Here is a 22,247-nt window from a genome sequence, read left to right on the forward strand (position 1 = left end):
GTTGCGTACGCGGCGCGGCATAGGTCGTGGCGGGGCGACCGGCAAAAAAAAGGGGCGATCAGCGATCGCCCCCGAACGTACTACGAGAACAACCCTATAACGTCAGCTGCCCACGTTCCTCATCGGTCAGGCGCGCCCGTGCCTGGTCGCTCAAGGGCCCGGCGCCCAGCACTTGCACCGGGCTGTCGGGGTTGTAGCCCGGGGCGCGGCTGGCGTCTTCGCGACCGCGTTGCAGCGGTTCGGAGCCAAAGCCCAGGACCTCGACGGTAACGATTGACGCCCGCCCCTGTTTCGCCGCCGCCTGCTGGTTGCGCGCAGCGTCTTCAGCAGCCTGGGAAGCCGCAGCGCCCGCCGAACTGGCCGAGCTCATGGCCCCGGTATTGACCGCCGCCGACACCGGCACCCCGGACGACTTGCCCTGGGTCTGGATGTTGGCCGCATTGACCACCCGCAGCGCGGCGATGTTGATATTGCCCGACACGCGGATCCCCGCCTCGCCGGCATCGATGGTGCCCAGGGGCGCGATCAGGTCGATGTCGCCGGCCGCGACTTCCGGGATCGGGTTGAGGGTGGCGATCCCGGCCCCGGTGCTCGGCACCGACGGCGACAGGCCGACGTTGCCCCAGGTGTCGTACACCCGCTTGGGCGGCGTATAGACCACGGTGGTCTTGGAACCGCGCCCGGCGTTGATGTCGCCGGCCGCCGACCAGCCCATGATCGAGCCGCCAAAGGTGGTCATGATCCGGCTCTGGCCGAGCAGGATGCTGCCCAGGGAATACAGCTGGATATCCCCCGTGCCCTGGGTGATGACCCCGGCCGACGCCGGTGGCGCCGCGCCTTCGATGCCGAAGGTCTGGTTGCCGCCGGGGGTCAGCATCTGGATCGAGCCACCAAAATCGGTGTGCACCCCGGCGCCGCCGAACAGGGTGATATCACCCTGGTAGCGGATGGGGTTGCCGGCCACATCGGTCTGCGGGAACAACGCCGCAATCGCCGTACGTCCACGGGCATAGCTGCCCTGGCGCAGGCCGCCTTCCTGGGTGTACTCGCGCCCGCCGGCCTTGAGTTCGGCGAAATATACCTCGCGGGCAAACACCCGCTGCTGCTCCGCCGGCAGGGCCGCGTAATAGGCCCGGGCCTGGGTGCTGTCGCCGACAAAACCGAAGCGCCCGGCCAGCCAGGCCTGCAACTCGCCCTCATAGGTCTTGGCCACCTTGCCGGCGCCCAGGCTTTCCCCGGGCTGGGCCAGGTTGGCCGGGTCGAGGTAGGCCTGCACGAAGCGCTGGTAGTCCGGGCCGTTGGGACCGACGCCGGCCTGCATCACGATGCTCGACCCGGGGCGGCTGTCACCGGGTGCCACGCCGCCGAGGCTGATGACGCTGACCTTGTCCTCCATCAGGATAGTGCGCCCCGCCGTCAGCTCCAGGGTGCCGGGGCCGGCGACCCTGAAGTTGCTGTAGAGGATGTCGCGCCCGGCACTGGCGATGGAGATATCGGTCGGGTCGTTATGGATAAACAGGTTGCCCACCAGGGTATAGGAACCAAAGTTGAAGTCGCCGCCAGTGCTGCCGTTCATGGGCGTGCCGCTGCTGACGATATCGCGCCCGGCCAGCATCCGTACCGGCCCACCGCCTTCGTAGAAGGTTTGCCCGAAGCGCGAGTCGGTGGTGGAGGTCATGGTGATCGCCCGGCCGCTGCTGACCCCCATCAAGTCGCCATTGATGGCATAGAAGCGTGCCGGTTCGGCGGCGCTGCCCCACTCGGTGGAAGCACTGTTGGGGCCGAAGGCGAACAACGGAAAGGTCCCGCCACGGGCCCGGTTGCCGTCACTGGGCAGATTGCCGCGGCCGACGATGGGCGCGCCCGTGAGGTTGTCTGTGGTCACGATATAGGCCGGGTGCTGCGGGGTGGCCAGGACCCGCGCCGCGGCGCTGGAGCGGCTCACCGTCAGGTCCCCGCCGTAGATCGAGTCGCCGGCCAGCAACTGCAGTTGGCCATTGAGCGACGGCGCCAGTACCAGGGCCGCCGGGACGTTGTTCGCGCCTGCCGAAAACTGCCTGGAGTGCCCGTAATACAGGCTGCCGCTGGCAGCGACCGCCCTCAGGGTGGCCGGGTACACCGTCGCCATATCGGTAGGGCTGCCGTCGTTCATGGGCGTGAGGTTGCCCCCGGCGGAAAACAGATCGACCGCGGTGCGCTCGGTCCACAGGGTGAACCAGCTCTGGCCGACGCCCCAGGTGCCAGCGGGGCTCTGATAACTCCAGCCATTGACCAGGGTCGCCCGACCCGGGTCGGCCACGGTCTGCAGCACCAGGTCGCCACGGGTCGACAGGTTGAACGTGGCGTCCCCCGGCACCAGGGTCAGGCCGCCCGAGGCGGCCGCCAGGGTCGCGCGCTGGAAGTCGAAGGCGCGGATTTCGCTGGAGCTCTGGTCTACCGCCCGGGCGCCGTAATGCAGCTCCAGGCTGCCCAGGGCGCTGCCGCTCACTTGCACATGGCCGCGCAGGTCCACCAGCGCGCCGTTGAACGCACCGGCCCCGTATTGGCGATAAGGGTTCAGGGCACCGCCCACCCGCAGGTTCAGGTCGCCGCCACCGGTCACTTGCCGACTGCCATCGGCCGCCAGGCGCCCGGTGCTGCCGACGGCCAGGATCAGGCCCTGGCTGCGGCGGTTGGCGTAGCCGGCGAAATCCGCCGCCGCCAGCGGTGCGAGCACCCCGGCATCGCCACCGACCTCAACCTCCAGGTTGCCACCGCCCAGGGTGCCGAAGCCGGTAAAACCGACCATCTGGTCGGCACCGGACACGCTGTTGGCGGTGTAGGTCCCGAAGTTGATCCACCAGGCCGTGTCCCGCGCCTGGCCGGCACCGGCGTCGTTGCCCTGGCGCCAGAGCCAGTTGCCGACATTGCTCGAGTCATGGCCCATGTCCGACCCCACCGGGCGACCGTTGGGGCTCTGGCTCGGGAGGTCGACGATATTGCCGCTCAGGTCGCCGCCGGCCTTGATCCGCAGGTTGCCGCCGCCTTCCGGGTACCAGGCGCGGTACAGGCTCTGGGTGCCGCCGTCGACCAGGGCTTCATAGCCGCCGGCGAGGTTCTTCAGGACCTTGCCGCCGCTGCCTGAGCGCGCCAGGTTGTAGGGGTCGCTGGCAGAGGTCTGGGTCGAGGAAGTGCCGGCGGTGTAGACGCCGAACAGCGAGTCCATGCTCAGGTTGCCCGCCGCCAGCAGCTCCAGGTCGGCGGCACCGGTACGCACCACGCTGGGGCGGGTGCTGCTGGCGACCAGGGTATAGCCACTGCCGACCTGGCAATAACTGGGCGTATCGTCGCAAAGCCCCGGGTATTGCAGTTCGACGAAGTCGATCGGCAGCCCCACCATGCTGTCGTCGCCAAAGAAGTCCAGCGAACCCTCTTCGGTCCAGACAAACTCCGGCTGGCCGTACATCCCGTAGTGACTGTCCGCCAGATGCAGATCGCCGGCCCGAGCCTGGGTTTGCAGCAGACGGCTGTCGGCGGCCTGGGTATCGGCACCCGCCACCAGGCGCAGCGACCAGGACTGGGAACCCTCGGCCAGCATCGGCGCGATGGCCCACAGCTTGCCCTGGCGCCCGGCCACCTCGGGCCGCAACTGCACCGACTCGACACCGGCCGGCAGCTTGATGTCGGTGCCGGACGGGATCAGCGCCCCGCGCGGCAGCAGCCGGCTGCCATCGAGGGTGACCACCGCCCGGCTCCCGGCCTGGCCTGGCAGCGGCACGCCCTTGGGCCAGGTCATGGCCCCGACCCGGGTGTTGCCGACCAGCAAGGTGCCGGCGTCCAGCACACTGCCCACGGCCAGGGTCTGGTCGTGGCCGAGCAAGGAGCCGGCGGTGAACAGCACCTTGCCGTCGGCATCGCGCACCGCCGCCGACAGCACCGTACCCGCCGGCAGGAACAGCTCCTGGGCCAGGGTCGCGGCGACCGGCAGGCGGCTGCCGGCCGGCAGCATCAGGCCACGGATCGGCAGGTCGTAGTTCAGGGTGCTGCCGCCGGGGAACAGCGTGCCGTCGGCCAGGGTCACGCCCGTGCCCGGCACCACGATGTCGCCGCCGGTGAAGTCGAGGCCGGCCCGCAGAATCCAGCCCGTGTCATCGTCGGTGGGCGGTGGCGGCGCAAAGCCGTCGTTGATGCTGCCGTAGATGTTCAGGTCGCCACCGGCGCGCAAGGTCAGGCTGCCCACCTCACCGGAGCCGTACACCTGGGTCTGCTCGGTGTGCGGGTTGACGCTGGCGTAGCGAAACTGCGACAGGTCGATATCGCCCTGCACCACCAGATCGCCGTCGGCGGTCTTGCTGACGATCTCCACCCCCGGGCGCAAATGGAAGGCATCGGCGTAGGTGGCATTGTTCAGGCCGGCGAGTTTGTTCTGCATCAGGTCGCTGTTGTTCTTCGCCGCGTTGATAAACAGCACGCTCAGTGCATGTTTCTGCTTCAGGTAATCCTCATCGATCACCTGGTATGGGCGGCCACTGGCGCTGGTATCGGTGCCTTCCCGGGCATCGTCGTAGCTGATCATGCCGTTGACCGCAATCGAGCGTGCACCCTGGATATCCAGCTGGCCATGGGCGTCGATGGCAATGTCGTCGCTGCTCTGATCGGGCTTGATCAGCCGTGGCGCATTCAGCTCCAGGGTGCCGCGGCTGCGACCGTCGTTGGCGCCGGGGGCCGTGCCGAGCGCAACCTCGGTGCCATGGCGCAGGTCGATGCGCACGCCGTCGGCCAGGGTCAACTGGCCCTGGCCGGAGCTGAGCACCACCGTGGCGCGGTTGGGCGAGTCGATGATCTTGCCGTAGCTGTCGACCCGCAGCCGGCTGCCATGGGCGTCGAGCACTGCGCTGCCGTCCAGGGTCAGGCCGTTCCTGGCCGCCAGGTTGATGCTGCCGACCCGTTCGCCGCTGGCGTCCACCAGGCCGTTGACCCGCAGGCTGCCGTTGTCCAGAGAGACGCTGATGCTGCCGGCCTTGAGGCCATTGCCGATGGTCAGGTCACCCTGCTTGAGCTGGAAACTGCGGGCGCCAAACACCTGGCCTTCGTTCAGCCGCTGGTTGAGCGCGGCGAACTGCTGGTCGAGGCTCGCGCCGGCTCCCAGGTGCTGGGCCTGGATCTCGACGCCGCCCGCCGCGTACGGCATCAGGCTGCCACCGGCATCGTAATAGCCGCTGCTGCCGGCGAGGATCCGTCCTTGCAGGTCGACGCCACCCGCGCCCGGGTCCAGGGCGATGGCTTGCAGCTTGCCGGCCTGGTTGTTCCTGGCCGACAGGTCAATGGTCGAACCCGCCGCCTGCAGCACGTTGCCGGCGCGGCTCTGCAGCAGCACGTCGCCGCCCCAGCCATATTTGGTCAGGTCGTTGAAAGCGATGGCGCGCCCGGCCACATCGATCAGCGCGGCGTCGGTCAGCAGCACATCGCCCCGCGCGCCCAGGGTCACCTTGCCGCTGGGCAGCACCACGGCGCTGGCCAGGCGAATGCTGTCGCCCTGCAACGCCAGCTCGGCGCCCTGGCCGTCAGCCGTGCCCGGGGTAACGCCCGTTGCCGCCACATCAATCGCGCCCCCGGCGGTGATGCGATTCACCGAACCGGCGGCACCGGTCAGCAACGGCGTGAGGATATTCAGGTTGCCGCCGCTGTACTGGAAGCCCTTGCCGGTTTCATAGGCACCCTGGCTTTGGTAGACCGCCAGGCTGCCCTTGTGGTTGGCGGTGATGCGCTCGCTGGCACTCAGGTTGACGCTGCCAAAGCCCAGGGCCAGGCGATCGAAGCTCTTGATCGTGCTGGGCTGGGCGAAGGCGCCATAACCGAACTCGATGCGCTCGGCCTGGATATCCAGGCGCCCGCTGCCCGTGCCGGCGCCACCGGCCACCACCGCGCCGGCAGGCGTATCCGTGCCCTGCCAGATCAGGTTGGCGGTGTGAATGCTCGCCACGTCGCTGGCGCTGCCCGAGCCGTAGATGGCCGGGCTCGACAGCAGCAGGTTGCTCAGCAGCGACTTGCCGGTCAGTGGGTCATAGGTGTCCAGGGCCGTGCTGCCGTAGAAGTTGAAGCTGTCCCGGGCCGAGAGTTGCAGGGTCTCCAGGGCCGGCGCGCCGAACTGGGTGTCGCCGCGCAGCAAGCGGTCCAGCAACTGCTGGTTGAGGGTCATGCCGGTCGGCAGGCGGCCACTGGCCGCGGCCGCAGCCAGGGCCTCGGGGCTGCCGACGTTGACGCTGCTCAGGCCCAGGTTGAGGTGCCGGGTGCCGTAGCGCACCTGGTCTCCCAGCTCGAAGGTGTTGTCGGTCAGGGCGACGATACTGCCCTCGGAATACAGCGCGGTCTGCCCGCTGCACGGGGCGTTGGTGCAAGCGCCGACCTGGATGCCGCCGCTGACCTGGCCGCCGGCCTGGGTCTGGCCGATGACGTTGAGCAGGCCGTTGGACACCGCCAGCAGGTTGCTCATCTGGTAGATAAACCCATCCCGGGCGTCGTAGCTGGCCCGGCCGCGGCCGATGCTGTTGATCGACGCGCCTTGTTCGAGGACGATCTGGCCGTTGCCCGCCACCAGAAACACCTCGGGCGCGGCCAGGCTCGCGCCCTGGCGCAAGGTGATCGAGCCCGACATAGCGTTGGTGCCACTCGCCAGGGTGATGTAGTTGCCGCCCTGACCGTACTTGACCAAGGTCAGGCCGCCGAGCATCAGGCGCGCCGCGCCCAATGCGTTCAGGCTCCGGTCATCCAGGGTCACGCCGCCGAAGCCGCTGCTGGCGGCGTTGCCGGCTGTCACCACTTCAATACCGCCAAAACCCGAATTCAGCACCGCCACCGTGCCACCGTAGCCACCGGCAGCCGCCTCGAAGCGGCCAATGCCCTCGAAGGAAAACGCCTCGGCCCCGGCGCCCGCGTACAGGGCCAGCTTCAGGGTCTTGGCATCCACCGGCAACAGCGGCCGCGGCACCCCGAGCTTGGCCGCGTCGGCCAGGGCGAACTGCGCATAACCGGTTTCGTTGTATTGGGAGTAACGACGCAAGGTCTCGGCCGGGGTCAGGATCACCTGGCTGGCCACACTGTTGCCGATCCCGGTATGGGCCACGGACAGGCGCCCGGCGGTTGACCAGGAGCCATTGCGCAGCTGCTGCGCCGTGCCTTCGCTGCCGAGCCCGGCCAGGCCGTTGATCTCGACCCGGAACGCCCCCGGCATCAGGGCGTAGGTCGACGGCATCAAGGTGTAGGTGCCTGCCGCCAGGCCCGGCACTCCGGCGCCGATGCTGATCTGCTGGCCGATCATCGGGTCCACCGCCCCACCTTCCGCCGCCACCGGCGCATAGCCCGGCTGCACCCCGGGCACGATCGCGTAGATCGGGTTGGTGCCCAGGCCCGGCAGGACAAAGCCGCCATTGGCGCCAATCTGCACCAACGGGCTGTAGCGGGCATCGGTGGAACCGCCACGCCCGGAGATAAACCCGGCCCCCAGCAACTCACCACCGCCGGACAGATCCACCGTGGCCTCGGGCAGCACCTTCACCGACTGGCCGCCGAGGATCACCCCCACGCTCAGGTCGCTGTTTTCATTCACCAGCGCTCCCTGGCCAAGGAAGGTCACATTCTTGCCGTTGTACTTGTAGAGCTGGCCGTCGACCGTGCCGCCATAAGGCAGCACCAGGCCCTTGCCGCTGACCGAGGTCACGCTGCCGGGCAGCAACTCGACCCGGGTCGCCCCCAGGTTGCCGATTTCGATCAGGCCCAGGGGCGCACGCAGCACCCCGCCCTGCTTGATGGTTGCCGCGCCCAATTGCAGGCGGCCGAAGGCCGAATAAGGCACGGCCAGCTCGGCATTGCCGCTGCGGCCGATGGTCAGGGTCCGTGCGGGGTCGAAGTTCAGCAGCAGGCCATTGCCGGCCCCCACGTAACCAGCCAGCACTCGGGCCCCGACTTCGGTGGCCGGGTACAGTTGCGCCGCCCGCAGGGTCATGTCGCCGTGGGTCAGCAACTGGGTGCTGATGCCCTTGGCGATCACATCGGCGCCGGCACCGGCGAGGAAGCGCAGGTCGCCCTGGCTGGTCAGTTGCACATCATCGAAGCCACGGCGCTCGATAACCTGCTGGCTGCCATTGGCCTGGCGCAGGCTGCCCAGGCTGCCGAACACCACACTGCCGCGCACGTCGATCAGGTTGCCACTGGCGCTGAACTGCGCCTGGGTCGGCCGCTGTGAAGGCGTTCCACCGAGCACCGGATGCTCATACTGATCCTTGGCTTCCAGTGGCGCGAGGATCCCCGCCAGCAACAGGTAGGGCGCCGACAACTCGACCCGCGAGTGGGCCGCGGCGTTCTCGCTGAGGTTCAGGGCGCTGCTGTACAGGCGCAGGCTCTGGCCCATATGCAGCGAGACATCGCCATCGAAACTGAGCAGACCGTTGCTCAGCAGCGCCAGACTGTCGAAACCACCGGCGCTGACCTGGTCCACCCCGAGGCGGCCATGGCCGTACTCCAGGCTGGCGGCCGCGTCTTCGGCGGTCGCCGGCAGCGTGCTCGGTTGGTGCACCTGGCCGAGCACCAGTTCCCGGGGCTTGAGCACCCGGTCGGTCAGCGCATTCTTGATGTAGTACGGGCTTTCCAGGGCCAGGGACAGGCTGCCGCCCGCCGCGCCGGCGCCTCCGGCCCGGGCCGCAAAGCTGCCGTCCAGGTACAGGCCGTTGTTGGAGGCGAAGCTGATGCTGCCGCCATTGCTGGCCACCTGCACCCGGCCCTGCCCCGGTATATCCAGGGCCGCCTGGGCGCCGGAAGCCTCCAGCCGCGCGCCTTCTCGCACCACCACGAACAGATCGCTGGCCTTGGCGATGCCGGTGGCCAGGTCGATCTCGCCGCCGATGGCAATCGTGCCGCCATTGCGCACCTGCCCGTAACTGCGGCCACGGTTGTCCACCGCGCTCACCGCCCGGGCCGCGACATCGATCAGCGCCTGATCGCCGACCCAGATCGAACGCCCGTGGCCGGTGGCGTTGGCCGCCTCGCCACTGGCCGTCGTCAGGCCGCCGAGGCTGACGCGGCCACCCCAGGCATTGAGGGTGCCATTGACGGTCAACTGGCCGACGCTGCGCAGGTTGATCGCCTGCCCCGGGTCGACCGTGATCACCGCACCCTGGCCAACGCTCAGGGCGGTGGTCGCCAACTGGGCGGCGGTGGCGTATTGCGTGCCGGCGCTCAGGGTCAGGCTGGCACCACGGCGCTGAGTCAGCACACCTTTGGCCGGGTCCTGCTGGTACAGCTCCGGCAGCCAGCTTTGCAGCACGCTGGCCGGCGCGCTGCCGGTGGGGCGGGTGCTGGCCTCGGCGCCCAGGCGGTACAGCGGCTGGTTGACGTCGACCCGGGCGCCGTCGGCGACAATCAGGCCTTCATTGCCGGTGATGTCGTAGGCGGAAAAGCCCTTGTCGAAGAAGTCCCCGGCCAGTTGCAGCGTGCCGGCCACAGGCGCGGCGCCGGTGTCGCCGATCAGCACCTTGTGCGCCTGCAGCGCCAGGGTGCCGCCGCCGTTGACCCCGTAGCCGAGCAGCTCGCTGCCAAGGTCCAGCGAGCCATCGGCCGCCAGGGTCAGATCACCGCCCTTGCCGCCACTGGTCTTGCCGTCGTAACCGATGCTCGCACCGGACGTGACATCCAGCCGGGTGCCGCTGGCCAGGTTCAGGTCGCCGCTGCTGCGCAGCGACAGCTTGCCGCCGTTGATAAAGGCCAGCCCCTCGCTGGCCTGCGGATCAAGGGCGAGGTTGGTCCAGCGCCCGGAGACATCGAGCTTGACCCCGGTCGCCACATCGACCCGGGGCTGGGCAGCGCCGATGGGTGCGAGGATCACGTCACCGAGCACAAAACCACGGTTCACATCCACCTGGTTCAAGACGTCGCCGGCATTGATCCGGCCGCCATGGGCGGTGAGGTCGGCGTTGATCTGGACCTGGGGTCCGAACAGGGTGATATCGCCGCCGTCGGCCACCTTCAGCCCACTGTTGACCTGGATCTGCTGCCGCGCACCGACCTTGATCGCCCCCAGCTGGAAGCCGTTGAGCTGGTCGCTGTCCAGCACCAACTGCCCTTGGCGATCTGCCGGCAAGGCGCTGGTGAGGTCCAGGCCGTCGGCGATCTTCTGCGTGTTGGCCTCGATCAGCACCTGGTCCACGCTCGGGCTCAGGGCGTAGCGCAGGGTGCCGCTGGCCTTGTTGTAGATCGGCGTGTAGTTGCCAATGATCAACTGCGCCCGCTGGGCAGCGGCCTTGTGGGATTGCTGGTAGCCGTCGAGGTTGACGTTGGGCGCCTGGGTCTGGCGCTCGCCCTTGAATACGTCGCTGATCAACTGGCCTTCGAGCACGGCGTTGCGGGTGCCGATCACCAGCTTGCCGGCGTCGCGGCCGATGGTGTAGCCGGCCTCGTAGCGCCGTTGTTGGGCGATCAGCGGGTTGTAGTAGTAGTCGTTGCGGTTCCAGCGCGCGCTGATGTCTTCATACCCCTTGTAGAGCCCGGTGTAGAGAATGTCCCCCGGTGCCCGCGACAGCTCGTACAGCTGGCCATTGGGCCCCTTGAGCCAGCTTTGCTGGATATACCCGCCTTGCACGTCGACGGTGCCGCCGGAGAGGTTCAACTGGGCACCGGACTGGGTCACCACGTCCTTGCCGGTAAAGGTCAGGGTGCCGCCCTGGGCCATCCACTCACCGACTGTATGGCCCTGGGTACCGAGGTAGCCGCCCACCTCCAGCAGGCCGCCGGCGGTGTACCAGCGGTCGGTGGCGTAGCCATTGGTGCCGGCCGGGACGAACACCAGCTCCCGCAGGTCGACCCAGACATCGTTGTTGATCAGTTGGCCGTTATCGCGGTTGCCCGCCGAGTCGCGCTGCTCGTTGCCCTGGACGTTGATCTTGATGGTGTTGGATTCCATCGCCACCTTGACCCCGACGGCGCCGGACACATCGATAGTTGCGCCGTCGCGCACCAGGCTGCGCTGGCCCGCCGTCACCGCCACCTGGCCGCCGGTGGCCAGGGTGATGGAGCCGCTCTGGAAATCCACATGGCCACCGCTGACGATTTCGATCCGGGACTGATCGGTGCGGTCGCTGATGCTGCTGAGGTTATTGAACTGGCCAGTGATCAGGTTGGTCGGGGTGCCGTCGAGGTTGATCAGGCCATTGTTGCGCTGGCTGTCCAGGGCACTGCTGCCACTGCTGTCGAGCAGGATCGCGGTGGTGCTGCCCTGCCCCAGGGTCACGCTGCCGGTGCTGTCGCTGGCCGAATTGAGCAAGTGAATCGTGCCGCGGGTGTCCACCGAGGTGCTGGCCAGGGCCACGCCGTTTTGCTGCACCTGGTGCCCGGTCAGGGTGATATCGCCGGTGGACGCCATGATCAGGCCGGTGTTGGTGACCTTGCCGGCACTGCTGCCGGGGTTGAGGCTGGTCGCCACTTCGTTGCCCCGGGTGGTGGAATGCTGGTTGCCGCTGGTGCCCACGCCACGCCGGATATAAAAACTGTCACCGGCCGCGAGGGTGGTCTGGCCCTTGGCGGTGATCAGGGTGCCGGCGTTCTCCACTTCCGACCCCAGCAGCAAGGCGTAGCCACCGGCGTCGGTGGACGTCGCCGGGCTGTGGGTCTGGATCAGCGCCCCGCGCTGCACCTCGACCTTGCCGGCGGCATCGGTAAAGGTCGGCAGGGTACCGTTGGTGTCCACGTACAGTCCGTGCTGGGTGAACTGGTCATCGCTGATGCTGGCGGCCGCGGCCACCAGGTTGCGCACGTTGACCTGGCTGCTGCCGCTGAAGATCACCCCGTTGCGGTTCATGATCATCACCGTGCCCGCGCCCTTGATCTGGCCCTGGATCTCACTGGGCCGGGCATTGGGGTCGTTGACCCGGTTGAGCACGGCCCAGCTCGACTGCTGCTGGAAATCGACCGTGGTGTTGCGCCCGACGTTGAAGGTCTCCCAGTTGAGGATCGCCTTGTCGGCGGTCTGCTCGATGGTCACCGTGGTCTGGCCGCCGGCCTGGGTCTGCACCGGGCCTTTGGCGTTGGTCCAGCCCTGGGTCAGGCTGTTGTCGACCTTGAGCCCGCCTTCGCCGAGGCCGTCGGGCACCGTGGTCACCCGGCCGAACGCGGCCTGGCGCCCGGCCGCCTGGGCCGCTTGCTGGGCGGCAATGGCCGCGACACTGGTGTTGAGGTTGCTCAGGGAACGCTGCAACTGCTGGTTGGCCCGGGTCTGCTGGGACAACGGCGGCGGCATGCCCGGCACCTGACCCCCGGTGCGCGCGGCCGTGGCCGCCTGGGACGCGCCCTTGGCGGCAAACCAACCGGAACTGAACGCCGTGGCGCCATGGGCACTGCCGGCCATCAGCAGCAAGGCGATGGCATGGGCCAGGGGCTTGAGCCGCAGGATCGCCTGGCCATCGTGGCCTTGGGCTTGGGGTTTGACCGGTGGTTTGCAGCGAACCATTACGACTCATCCTTTGTTATGACGCCCACGGGAGCACGACGCTTCAGGCAATAGGCCGTTGGCGCGGGCTGCGACCGAACGCTTGTCATGGAAAATTCATCTTTGAGGCCTCAAGGCGCCCCAAGCAAAAAATCAGCAACGGCCTGGGCCGTTGCTGATCGGGTATTGCGCGACAGTGAAGCGAGGGTTACAGCGGACGACCAATGCCGTTGCAGATGTTGCTTTTGCCGATGCTTTGGTCGCTGGTGGCGGTCAGGAAGCTGCTGCGTACAGCAGTTTTCCAGGCAATTGGCAGCGGTACGAAACGGTTGGCGGTGATGGCGGCGTCGTTGTTGGTGGCCGCTGCGGCACCGTAGTGGCGAGTGAAGAAATCACGCACCTGGTTGCTTTGATCCTGGTTGAAGTAGCACTGGCTGAAGATCAGGTTGGTGAAGCCCAGGATCGGGTAGCCGGTGGTTGGGTAGAGCTTGAGGCTCGGGTCGGTTGGGTTGAGGTCGATCTGAGCCTGGGAAGTGAAGACCGGAACCCAGGCGTTCGGGTTGGCACGATCAGCAGTGGCCGGTACGGCTACGGCGTTGATTGCAGCCGAGACGTTGGCCGGTGCAGGCGACAGGCCGACGATGTTTTTCGCCACATCTTTGCCCACGCGGGCCACTTTGGTGGCGTCGTCCAGACCGGCCAGGGTGGTGGCGGCGAAATCCGGGCTCATGTAAGTGATACGACCCTCAGCAACGGTGGTGTCGTTCAGCGCAGTCATCACGCCCTGGCTACCGGTAGCGGCCACAGCACCGGCTGGCAGGCCGCCCGAGTAGCTGCTGGCGAAGGTCGTGGTGACGGCGAAGGCGCCGGTTTCAGCGCACTTGGCGTTGAGGAAACGGGTGAACAGTTCGGTGGTGCCGCTGCTCTCGCTGCGGTAGACCACAGTGATCGGGCCAGTACGACCGGAGCCGGTGATCTGATCCCACTGGTTCACACGACCAGAGAACACACCGCACAGTTCGTTGACGCTCAGGTCAACGGCGTTGGCGCCGCTTTTGCGGAAAGGAATGGCAACCGAAGTGGCCACCGAAGGCACCTGGATCAACGGACCCCAGGCAGTGTTGTGAGCCGTCACGTAGCCGCTCAGTTCAGCCGCGGAGAGTTTGGAATCGCTGCCCGCCCAGTGCACGTTCTTGCCAGTGGTGCCGGCCACGAACTTGGTGTAGTCGTTGTTCAGGAAGGCCGATTTGCCGTTGCCGCTGCCGACGCCGATGTAGGGCGCGAAACCGGCGGTCAGTACGCCCGCAGTCTGGTACAGCGGTTGTGGCAGGGTTGCACCGCCGCCGTTGATGTCTGCCAGTGCAGCCTGGGCCGAGCACAGGGCCGCGAGGGTCAGGGATGCTGCGAGAACGTTGCGCTTAAACATGAAGAAGCTCCTTTCATCGTGTTCGTACGTGGGGTAGATGGCTCTTGCATGACGCCATGGCGCTCCGGTCCGCAGCCTTGATCCAGAGGGCTTGAGGGGTGAGGCCATGGGTAGAGAAGTTCGCAGCTTCCGGTGACAGATAAAGGAAAAAACCTCGGGAGGAGCTGCGGGTTTTTGCCCAGGATTCTCGGGTGTTCAGCAGGGTTTTGCGGGGGCACGCCAGGCAGGTGAGCGCGAGAGTTCAGCGGGCCTCGGCGGGAGCCGGCAGCGCTGTTGAAGCCGGGCCCGACACATGACAGAACAACGAACCCGAGAACCCGCCTGCCCGGAGTCGGGAGCGCTGGCACAGCAGTGAAAAAATTTCGGGCCTGACCCCATGCCGCAGATAAAAACCGGGTGACCTTACTCAGGTCACCAGTTGGTTGATCTCGATGATCGGCAGCAGGATCGCCATGACGATCACCAGCACCACCGCGCCCATGACCACGATCATCAGCGGCTCCAGCAACGCGGTCATGCCCATGGCGCGGCGTTCGATATCCCGCGACAGGGTCTGCGCCGCGCGCTCCAGCATCGGCGGCAAGGCGCCGGTCTTCTCCCCGCTGGCGATCAGGTGGATCAGCACCGGCGGAAAGACCTTTTCCACCCGTAACGCCGCCGCCAGGTTGACGCCCTCACGCACCTTGGCCGTGGCATCGCTGACGCTCAGGCTCAGGCGGTCGTTGGACAGGGTTTGCCGAGCGGCTTCCAGGGCCCTGAGCAACGGCACCCCGGCGCCGCCGAGAATCGCCAGGGTCGAGGCAAAACGGGCGGTATTCAGGCCCAGCACAAAACGCCCGATCAGCGGCAGGCGCAGGATCCGGCTGTGCCAGCTCAGGCGTGCGGCGGGGTTGCGCAGGTACAGGCGCCACGCCCAGAAACCGCCTGCCAACAGGCTGAAACACAACCAGCCCCAACTGCGAATAAAGTCACTGGCGTTGAGCATGGCCAGGGTCAGGCCCGGCAGGTCCTGGCGCGCCTGGGAAAACGCGCTGACCACCTGGGGCACCACGTAGCTGAGCAGGAAAATCACGATGCCGATCGACACCAGCCCCACCACCCCGGGGTAGATAAAGGCGGTGAGAATCTTGCCCCGCAGGTTGTTGCGCTCTTCGATGTAGTCCGCCAAACGCTCCATGACCTGGGCCAGGTCGCCGGACTCCTCCCCCGCGGCAATCAACGCCCGGTAAATCTCCGGAAAGTCCCGGGGCCGCGCCGCCAGAGCCTCGGCCAGGCGCATGCCACTGCGCACATCGGCGCGCACCGCGCTCAGGGTCTGGGCGATATGTTTGCGCTCGGCCTGCTCCACCGTGGCGCTGAGCGCGGCTTCCAGGGGCAGACTGGCTCCCAGCAGGCTGGCCAATTGGCGGGTGGCCCAGGCCAGGTCGTTGTCTGAAAGCTTGGCGCTGAACAGGCCCCCTGCCCCATTGGTTCCCTGATGGCTGTCCAGTTGCACCATCAGCGCCGTCAGGCCACGGCCACGCAGGTTGGTAAACGCCGCACTCTGGCTGTCGGCCTCCAGATGCCCGGACTCGATCTTGCCGCTGGCGTCGGCGGCTTCGTAGCGATAGCGATTCATCAGGCGTCCCGGGTTACGCGAAGGATTTCTTCCGGCGCGGTGGCACCGCTGCGCACCCAGCGCTCGCCATCCTCGCGCATGCTCAGCATTCCGGCTTTACGGGCAGCGGCCTTGAGGGCCTGCTCGCCGGCGCCCTGGTGAATCAGGGTGCGAATATCGTCGTCGATGCAAAACAACTCATGGATCCCGGTGCGGCCGCTGTAGCCAGTGTGATTGCACGCGGCGCACCCTTGTGGGCGCCAGGTGCCGGGGGCCGTCGGGTCCTCTTCCTTGCACTGCGAGCACAGGCGGCGCACCAGACGCTGGGCGAGGACTCCGAGCATTGATGAGGCGAGAAGAAAGGGTTCGACCCCCATGTCGATCAGGCGATTGACGGCCGACACGGCATCGTTGGTGTGCAAGGTTGCCAGCACCAAGTGCCCGGTCAGCGAGGCTTGCACTGCTATCTGCGCGGTCTCCAGGTCGCGGATTTCGCCGATCATGATGATGTCCGGGTCCTGGCGCAGGATGGCCCGCAGGGCCAGGGCGAAGGTCATGTCGATCTTGGCGTTGACCTGGATCTGGCTGATACCGGGCAGGTCGTATTCCACCGGATCCTCGACGGTGAGGATATTGCTGGTGCTGGCGTCGAGCCGGGCCAGAGCGGCATACAGGCTGGTGGTTTTGCCGCTGCCGGTGGGGCCGGTGACCAGCACGATGCCGTGGGGCTGGCGGATCAGGCTGTCGAGTCGGGCCAGCACCTCTGGGTCCATGCCCAGGGTTTCCAGTTGCAGGCGCCCGGCCTGTTTGTCCAGCAGGCGCATCACCACCCGTTCGCCATGGCCGGTTGGCACGGTGGAGACGCGGATATCGATGGGGCGCCCGGCCACGCGCAGGGCGATGCGGCCGTCCTGGGGCAGGCGTTTTTCGGCGATGTCGAGTTGGGCCATGATCTTGATCCGTGAGACCAGGGCGCCGTGCAGGGCTTTGCGCGGCGACACGACATCGCGCAGGGTGCCGTCGACGCGGTAGCGCACCACGGAATGGGTTTCGTAGGGTTCGATGTGAATGTCGCTGGCTTCGTCGCGGGCGGCCTGGGTCAGCAAGGCGTTGATCATGCGGATCACCGGGGCGCCGTCCTGGGTGTCGAGCAGGTCGGTGATTTCCGGGATGTCTTGCATGAGGCGATCGAGATCGACTTCGTTTTCGGCGGCGCCCACCACGGCGGCGGCGCTGCCGGTGTCGGCGTAGGCGCTGGCCAGCAGGCCATCGAGTTCGTCATCGCGGATGTGTTCGATGGGGCTGGGGCCGAATTGGCGTTGGGCTTCGTTGATTGACCAGCCGGGGGTTGAGGGGCAGACCAGGAGTATGGCGCCCGCCTCGCTTTGGCGCAGGAGGATGCGGTGGGATTTGGCCCAGGCGTAGGGGAGTTGGGTCATGTGGACTCCGCGGGATTTAGATCGGGGCAGATCCGTTGTTGGGGGGTGGGCTGGTATTGGTTCCGCCCTTACGGCGGGTCACTTTGGAAAAGCCGGAATGCCGGCCCAGCCCAAAGTAACCAAAGGGCTCTTGCCCCACCATTGGGTACCTCGCCTAGGCTCGGCATGCCCTCGCTCCGGCCATCGTGGTTTAACGGGACGCTGCAGATCAAAATCAAGAGCGCGGCGGCCTTCCGGCCGGCCTGGGTGTTGGCGCCGAATCATTGCGGCACCGCCCTGATCACGGCCCTGGGCCCTTGGGCCGCCGGGGTTGCGCCGGGGATGCCCTTCTCTACCGAGGGCAATTGCGGTGCCTGCATATCCGGCATGGCCCAGCTTCTTTCCGGCTGCAGGCCACCTTGGGCGCGGCGCATAAAGTCGTAGCGGTTCAGGGTGATACTGCGCCCCGCTCCGCTGTCGCGGATGATGTAGGGGCGTAAAAACACCATCAGATTGGTTTTGTTGACGCTGCGTTTTTCATTGCGAAACAGCGCACCAAGCCCGGGGATATTCGACAGCCAGGGCACGGAGTCGTTGCTCTGGCTGTAGCCGTCCTGCAGCAGGCCGCCGAGGACCATGATCTGCCCGTCATCCAGGAGGATGCTGGTATCGATTGCGCGTTTGTTGGTGACAGTGCCGGCATCCACCGAAGCGCGCTGATCGACGCTGCTGACTTCCTGGTAGATATCCAGTTTCACCGTGCCGCCTTCGGAAATCTGCGGCCGCACATTCAGCTTCAACCCCACTTCTTCGCGCTGTACGGTCTGGAACGGGTTATTGCTGGTGCCGCCGCCTCCGGTCACATAGCTGCCGGTGACAAAGGGGATGGTCTGCCCGACAAAAATGCTCGCCGCCTCGTTATCCAGGGTCAGCAGGTTGGGCGTCGACAGCACATTGGTCCCGCCTTTGCTTTTCAGGGCCCGGGCCAAAACCTTGAGGTCCAGCACTTTGCCTATTCCCGGAATATCCACCGTGCCGTTGACCAGGCCGATGTTCAGGCCTTTGGGCAAGACATCGATGCTGGTCTTGCTGGTGGGTGTGCCGTTGAGCCCGCTCCCCCCCAGGTTGACCCCGCCGAAACCACCAGTACCGGCCAAATTGCCGGCCTGCCATTGCACGCCGAACTCGCTGGCATCGTCTTCGTTGACTTCGACGATCAGGCTTTCGATCACCACCTGGGCCCGGCGCTGGTCGAGCATGTCGATCACTTCCCGCAGGTTGCGGTACAGCGGGTCCGGCGCGGAAATCAACAGGGTGTTGGTGGTGGCGTCGGCCTGGATGGTGACGCCGCCTGCGCTGAACGCAGTGTTCTGGTCGCTCTGGGCCGTGCTGCTGCCCTGGGTGCTGGCGGCACTGGCGCCCTGGGCATAACCGCTGCTGCCTGTGCTGCCATTGAGGTTGCCGCTGGCGGTGGGTGTGCCGCTGCTGTTCTGGCTGCTGCCCTGGGCGCTTTGTCCGGAGCCGCCCATGCCGCTCAGCATCGAACGGGCATTGTCGTTGCCACCGCTGTCGCTTTCACCGGTCAGCAAGCCGCGCAGAGCCTGGGCCAATTTGCCGGCCTGGGCGTTGCGCAGGTAGACCACGTGCAGGTTGCTGGGGTTGCTTTGGGCGTTGTCCAGTTTGTAGATCAGGTTGCGTGCCAGTTCGGTCCGTTCCGGGCTGCCGGCGCGGATGATGATCGAGTTGGAGCGTGGGTCGCCGATCACGTTGATTTTTTGCGTCTGGTCGCCGCCCTGGTTTTCCAGCAGCTCGGCCACCATGGCCGCGATATCGACCGCGATGCCGTTTTGCACCGCCACCACATCGGTATCGATGGCGCTCGGAGTATCGATGCCGTCGATAATCTGCGCCACCCGTTGCAGGTTTTCCGCGTAGTCGGTGACGACGATGCTGTTATTGCCCGGGTAGGCGTTGATCGGATTATTCGGCGAAACGATCGGGCGCAGCACCGGGATCAGGTTCACCGCGTTCTCATATTGCAGGCGAAAAGTCCGGGTCAACATGCCGTTGCCCGCGGGTTTTTCGGCGCTGTAGATCGGCCCGCCCAGCAGCTTGGCATCGGCCTCGGGCACCACCTGGGCCACGCCGCCCACATCCACCACGCTGAAGCCCTGCATGCGCAGCGCCGCGAGCAACATGGCATAGGCCTGATGAGCCGGCACCTGCCCCTCGCTGACCAGGGTCAAAGTGCCTTTGACCCGCGGGTCCACCAGGAACTGCTGGCCGGTGGAGCGGGACAACGCCCGCACCACGGCCTGGATATCGGCCTCGACAAAGTTCAGCTGCACCGGCTGCTCGCCCAGGGGGTTGCGCGCTGCGCTGCCACGGGTATTGGCGGCGTGGCCACGGGCGCTGTTGGTCACCGGGTGCTGCACCCTTGGCCGCGGCTCCAGGCTGCTGGCCGGGCGCTGGCGGTCGAGCAAGGCGTCGCCGCTGCGTCGGGTATCGGCCAGGGGTTGGCCCAGTTCGCTGTCCACCAGCAAGGGCGGCGGTGTCGGCGACTGGGTGTTGCTGCACGCTCCCAGGGCGAGCAATAGCAGGGGCGCGGCCTTGCGACAGCGCGCGGTGTTGGAGCCTGACCACTTCATGAAGCTTCCTTAGCGCCAAGCGCCTGATCCATGCGAACGGTTCCGGACAATGTGCCGGCCGAATCTTCGGCCTGGGCCGCGCCTGCGCGTTGCAGGCGAGCCTCGGACACCTCCAGGGAAAATTGCCGGGGGCTACCCAGCAGCCAGCCGACCACGGCATCCGCCGGGGCCTCTTGAAAGGTCAGGCGCCAACTGCCGGGTGCCGCAGCATCGGGGGCCTGCAATTGATAACGGTCCTTGAGCCCGGCACTGTCCAGGGCCTGGCGCAACGCCGGTTCCAGGTCCGCGCCGGGGGTTGGCCGCGGGTCGCTGGCGACCTCTTGCAGCAGCACGTGCAAGGCTTCGGCCTGGGCCCGCAGCTTGGGGGTTTCGGTTTGCCAGTAATCGATCCTGGCCAGCGCCGGCTGAATCAGCAGCATCCACAGCAGCAGGCCGGACAGCCCCAGACCCATGCCCGCCAGCAGGCGCTTCTCCCGCAGCGCCAGGCCGCTCCACAGCTGTTCGGCCTGGCTTCGCAGGCGCTGCCAGCGCAATCGATACGGGGCCAACGCGCGCTTACTCATCCGCGGCCTCCTTGGCAGCCGTGGCCTCGGCGGACTCGGCCAGGGGGCCCAGGGTCCAGCCGTGTTCATCGCGAACGGCGGCAAAACCGGCCTGGGTCAAGGCCGCTTGCCAGTCGCCTGGCGCGCCCTGCTGGCTATCGTTCGACAGCCTCAGGTGCAGGCGCCCTTGCTCGAACTCCAGTTGCTGCACGCCGCCGACCATAAACGGCATGGCCTTGCCCGCCAGTTGCAACAGGCTGGCAAAGCGTTGCCCGGGGTCAGCCGCCGTGCCGCTCTGGCGAGCGGCCAATTGCTGGCGGGCCTGTTGCAACGGGTTGAGAATCACCGGCAATTCGGGGAAGGCCTGTTTCACCCGCTGGCTCATCTGCGCCTTGAGCCGCTGACCCTCTTCGGCCTGTCGTGCCGCGTACAGGTTCAGGCCCAGGGCCCAGATCGCCACGGCCAGGGCGCCGCACGCCAGCGCCCGGCCCCAGCCGGCCGCGCCGACACGGGGCGCGTCGAGCCCGCCGTGCAGGCCCCAGGTTGGTGCCGCGCCGCTCCAGCGTTGTGCCGTGCCCAGCGCCTGCGCCGTTGCCGGAGCGCCCTCGCCAACCCACTGCAACTCGGCGCCCGAGGCCAGCAGGTCCTGCAGTGCCTGCTGGCCCAAGGGATGCACCGCGCCCTGTTGCAGGCTGTGGCGCAACAGCAAATGCTCCGCCGCCAGGGCCACCGTCAGCCGTCCAGGGGGCGGCAGCGCCAGGGCATAGGGCGCCGGGTACAGGCCGCGCACCTTCAGCTGCACCTGGGCCAGGACCCGCCCCAGGTGGGCCAGGCGCACCTTGGGCAGCCAGGCAATCTGCACCAGGCCATTGCTCTCGCGGGGGCCGTGAGCCACATGCATCTCCTGCAACGGCCCGAGGATCAGCGCCTGGGCCGCGCAATTCACCGCCGCCGCGACCTTGGCCGTCGGCAACAGCGGCAATTCGAGGCTGGTCAGCAGGCTGTCCTGGGGGTGCAGGAAGCACTCCAGCGCCAGCGCCTTGTGTGCCAGCCCCAGTTGCGCCAGGCTGCCCTGGCCCTCACGGCTGACCTGTCCGGCGCGGTCCAGCCAGGCAAACTGCACCAGGCTTTCGGCGCTCAGGTGTTCCAGGGCCGGCAAGGCGACCCGCAACCGGCTCATGCCCCCACCCGCGACCAGATCACCTGTGGCAGGCGGTCTTCGGGCCGATGCAACAGCGCCTGAAGATGCAGCCGGCGCTGCTCGCGGCGAACCAGCCCATTGAGCTGAAACCACTCACTGGTGATCCCCACCTGGACCTGGTCCAGGGCCAGCCCCTTTAAACGCAGGCGGTTGAAAAAGTCCCCGCGGTTGATAAACCAACGACCGCCGTCACGCTCGGCTACCAGGGCCCGGGCCTGGGGCAAACCCAGGCCCGGCACCACTGCGCTGAGCACCTCGGCACTGGCGGTGTTGCCGTTGACCCAGGTGTTGCTCGGCAACAGGCTGATATAGGCCGCCAGCTGCTTCAGCCGGCGTTCATCCAGCCCTTCCAGGCCCCGCAGGTCATCCAGGCTGCGCAGCATCGGCTGTCTGGCCGGCAGCAGGCGCGCGGCACTGCCCGGTGAGGTTTCACGGCCGCTGTCGAAGCCGTTCTTCACCGGCACTGGCGCCAGCCGCTCAGGCAGCAGGTCATAGGAGGCGATCACTCGCTGGCTGATGCGTCGGCCAAGGTTGGCGTCGATGCCGAGCAGCGCGCACAGGCGCTGGAAGTTCTGCAATTGGGCGGCGTCCGGCTGCTGATTGAGCACCAGGTTGCGCAGGTTGAACTTGCCCTGCTCATCCTCCAGCCGACCCTCAAACACGCCGCCAAGGTTGCTCGCCTGGATCCCGCCCAGAGGCTGGGCCCATGCCTGATCGAGGCGGGTCAGGACCTCGTGCTGGCGCGCCTCCCACAGCAGTTGGCGGCTCAGTTCCAGGCTGCCCTGCAACTGCCAGTTGCCCTGGATCCGCAGTTGCTCGGCCTCCAGGGTGCGGGTGAACAGGGTCTGCCGGGTGAGCATGCCTCCGGCGATGACCGCGACCACGGCAGCAATCAGCAAGGCACTGATAATCGCCATGCCGCGCTGCTTCGCCGGCTTCGGCGAATGGGTTTTCATGGTCGCCC

Annotated in this window: 8 protein-coding genes; all 8 read right to left on the bottom strand. The window is 67.1% G+C overall.

Features of this window, described 5'->3' with window-relative positions; translation table 11 throughout:
• Positions 1-94 precede the first annotated feature (94 nt).
• Positions 95-12,472, bottom strand: coding sequence for a filamentous hemagglutinin family protein (locus AC19YX_RS02215; RefSeq protein ID WP_500605567.1), 12,378 nt, complete (start codon positions 12,470-12,472; stop codon positions 95-97).
• Positions 12,473-12,659: 187 nt separating this feature from the next.
• Positions 12,660-13,877 carry a substrate-binding domain-containing protein gene (locus AC19YX_RS02220; protein WP_500605568.1) on the bottom strand — a complete coding sequence of 406 codons (1,218 nt, stop codon included), beginning with the start codon at positions 13,875-13,877 and terminating at the stop codon, positions 12,660-12,662.
• A gap of 406 nt (positions 13,878-14,283) precedes the next feature.
• Positions 14,284-15,495 (bottom strand): type II secretion system inner membrane protein GspF, encoded by a 1,212-nt coding sequence (gene gspF, locus AC19YX_RS02225; RefSeq protein ID WP_078473773.1) that lies wholly within the window; start codon positions 15,493-15,495, stop codon positions 14,284-14,286.
• Positions 15,495-16,913 (bottom strand): type II secretion system ATPase GspE, encoded by a 1,419-nt coding sequence (gene gspE / locus AC19YX_RS02230; protein ID WP_078473772.1) that lies wholly within the window; start codon positions 16,911-16,913, stop codon positions 15,495-15,497. The genes gspF and gspE overlap by 1 nt, the downstream gene beginning before the upstream one ends.
• Before the next feature lie 260 nt (positions 16,914-17,173).
• Complete coding sequence (gene gspD, locus AC19YX_RS02235; RefSeq protein ID WP_500605569.1) at positions 17,174-19,540, bottom strand: type II secretion system secretin GspD; 2,367 nt, start codon at positions 19,538-19,540, stop codon at positions 17,174-17,176.
• The gene (locus AC19YX_RS02240; protein WP_421546983.1) at positions 19,537-20,103 is read right to left on the bottom strand and encodes a type II secretion system protein M; all 567 of its coding nucleotides are present in this window, start codon (positions 20,101-20,103) and stop codon (positions 19,537-19,539) included. The genes gspD and AC19YX_RS02240 overlap by 4 nt, the downstream gene beginning before the upstream one ends.
• Entirely contained in the window at positions 20,096-21,262 is a 1,167-nt protein-coding gene (gene gspL / locus AC19YX_RS02245; protein ID WP_421546984.1) for a type II secretion system protein GspL, read from the bottom strand. The genes AC19YX_RS02240 and gspL overlap by 8 nt, the downstream gene beginning before the upstream one ends.
• Positions 21,259-22,239: a type II secretion system minor pseudopilin GspK gene (gspK, locus tag AC19YX_RS02250; protein WP_500605570.1), complete on the bottom strand. Its 981-nt coding sequence runs from the start codon at positions 22,237-22,239 to the stop codon at positions 21,259-21,261. The genes gspL and gspK overlap by 4 nt, the downstream gene beginning before the upstream one ends.
• Between the last annotated feature and the right edge of the window lie 8 nt (positions 22,240-22,247).

Source organism: Pseudomonas sp. MF09150 (assembly GCF_059862355.1).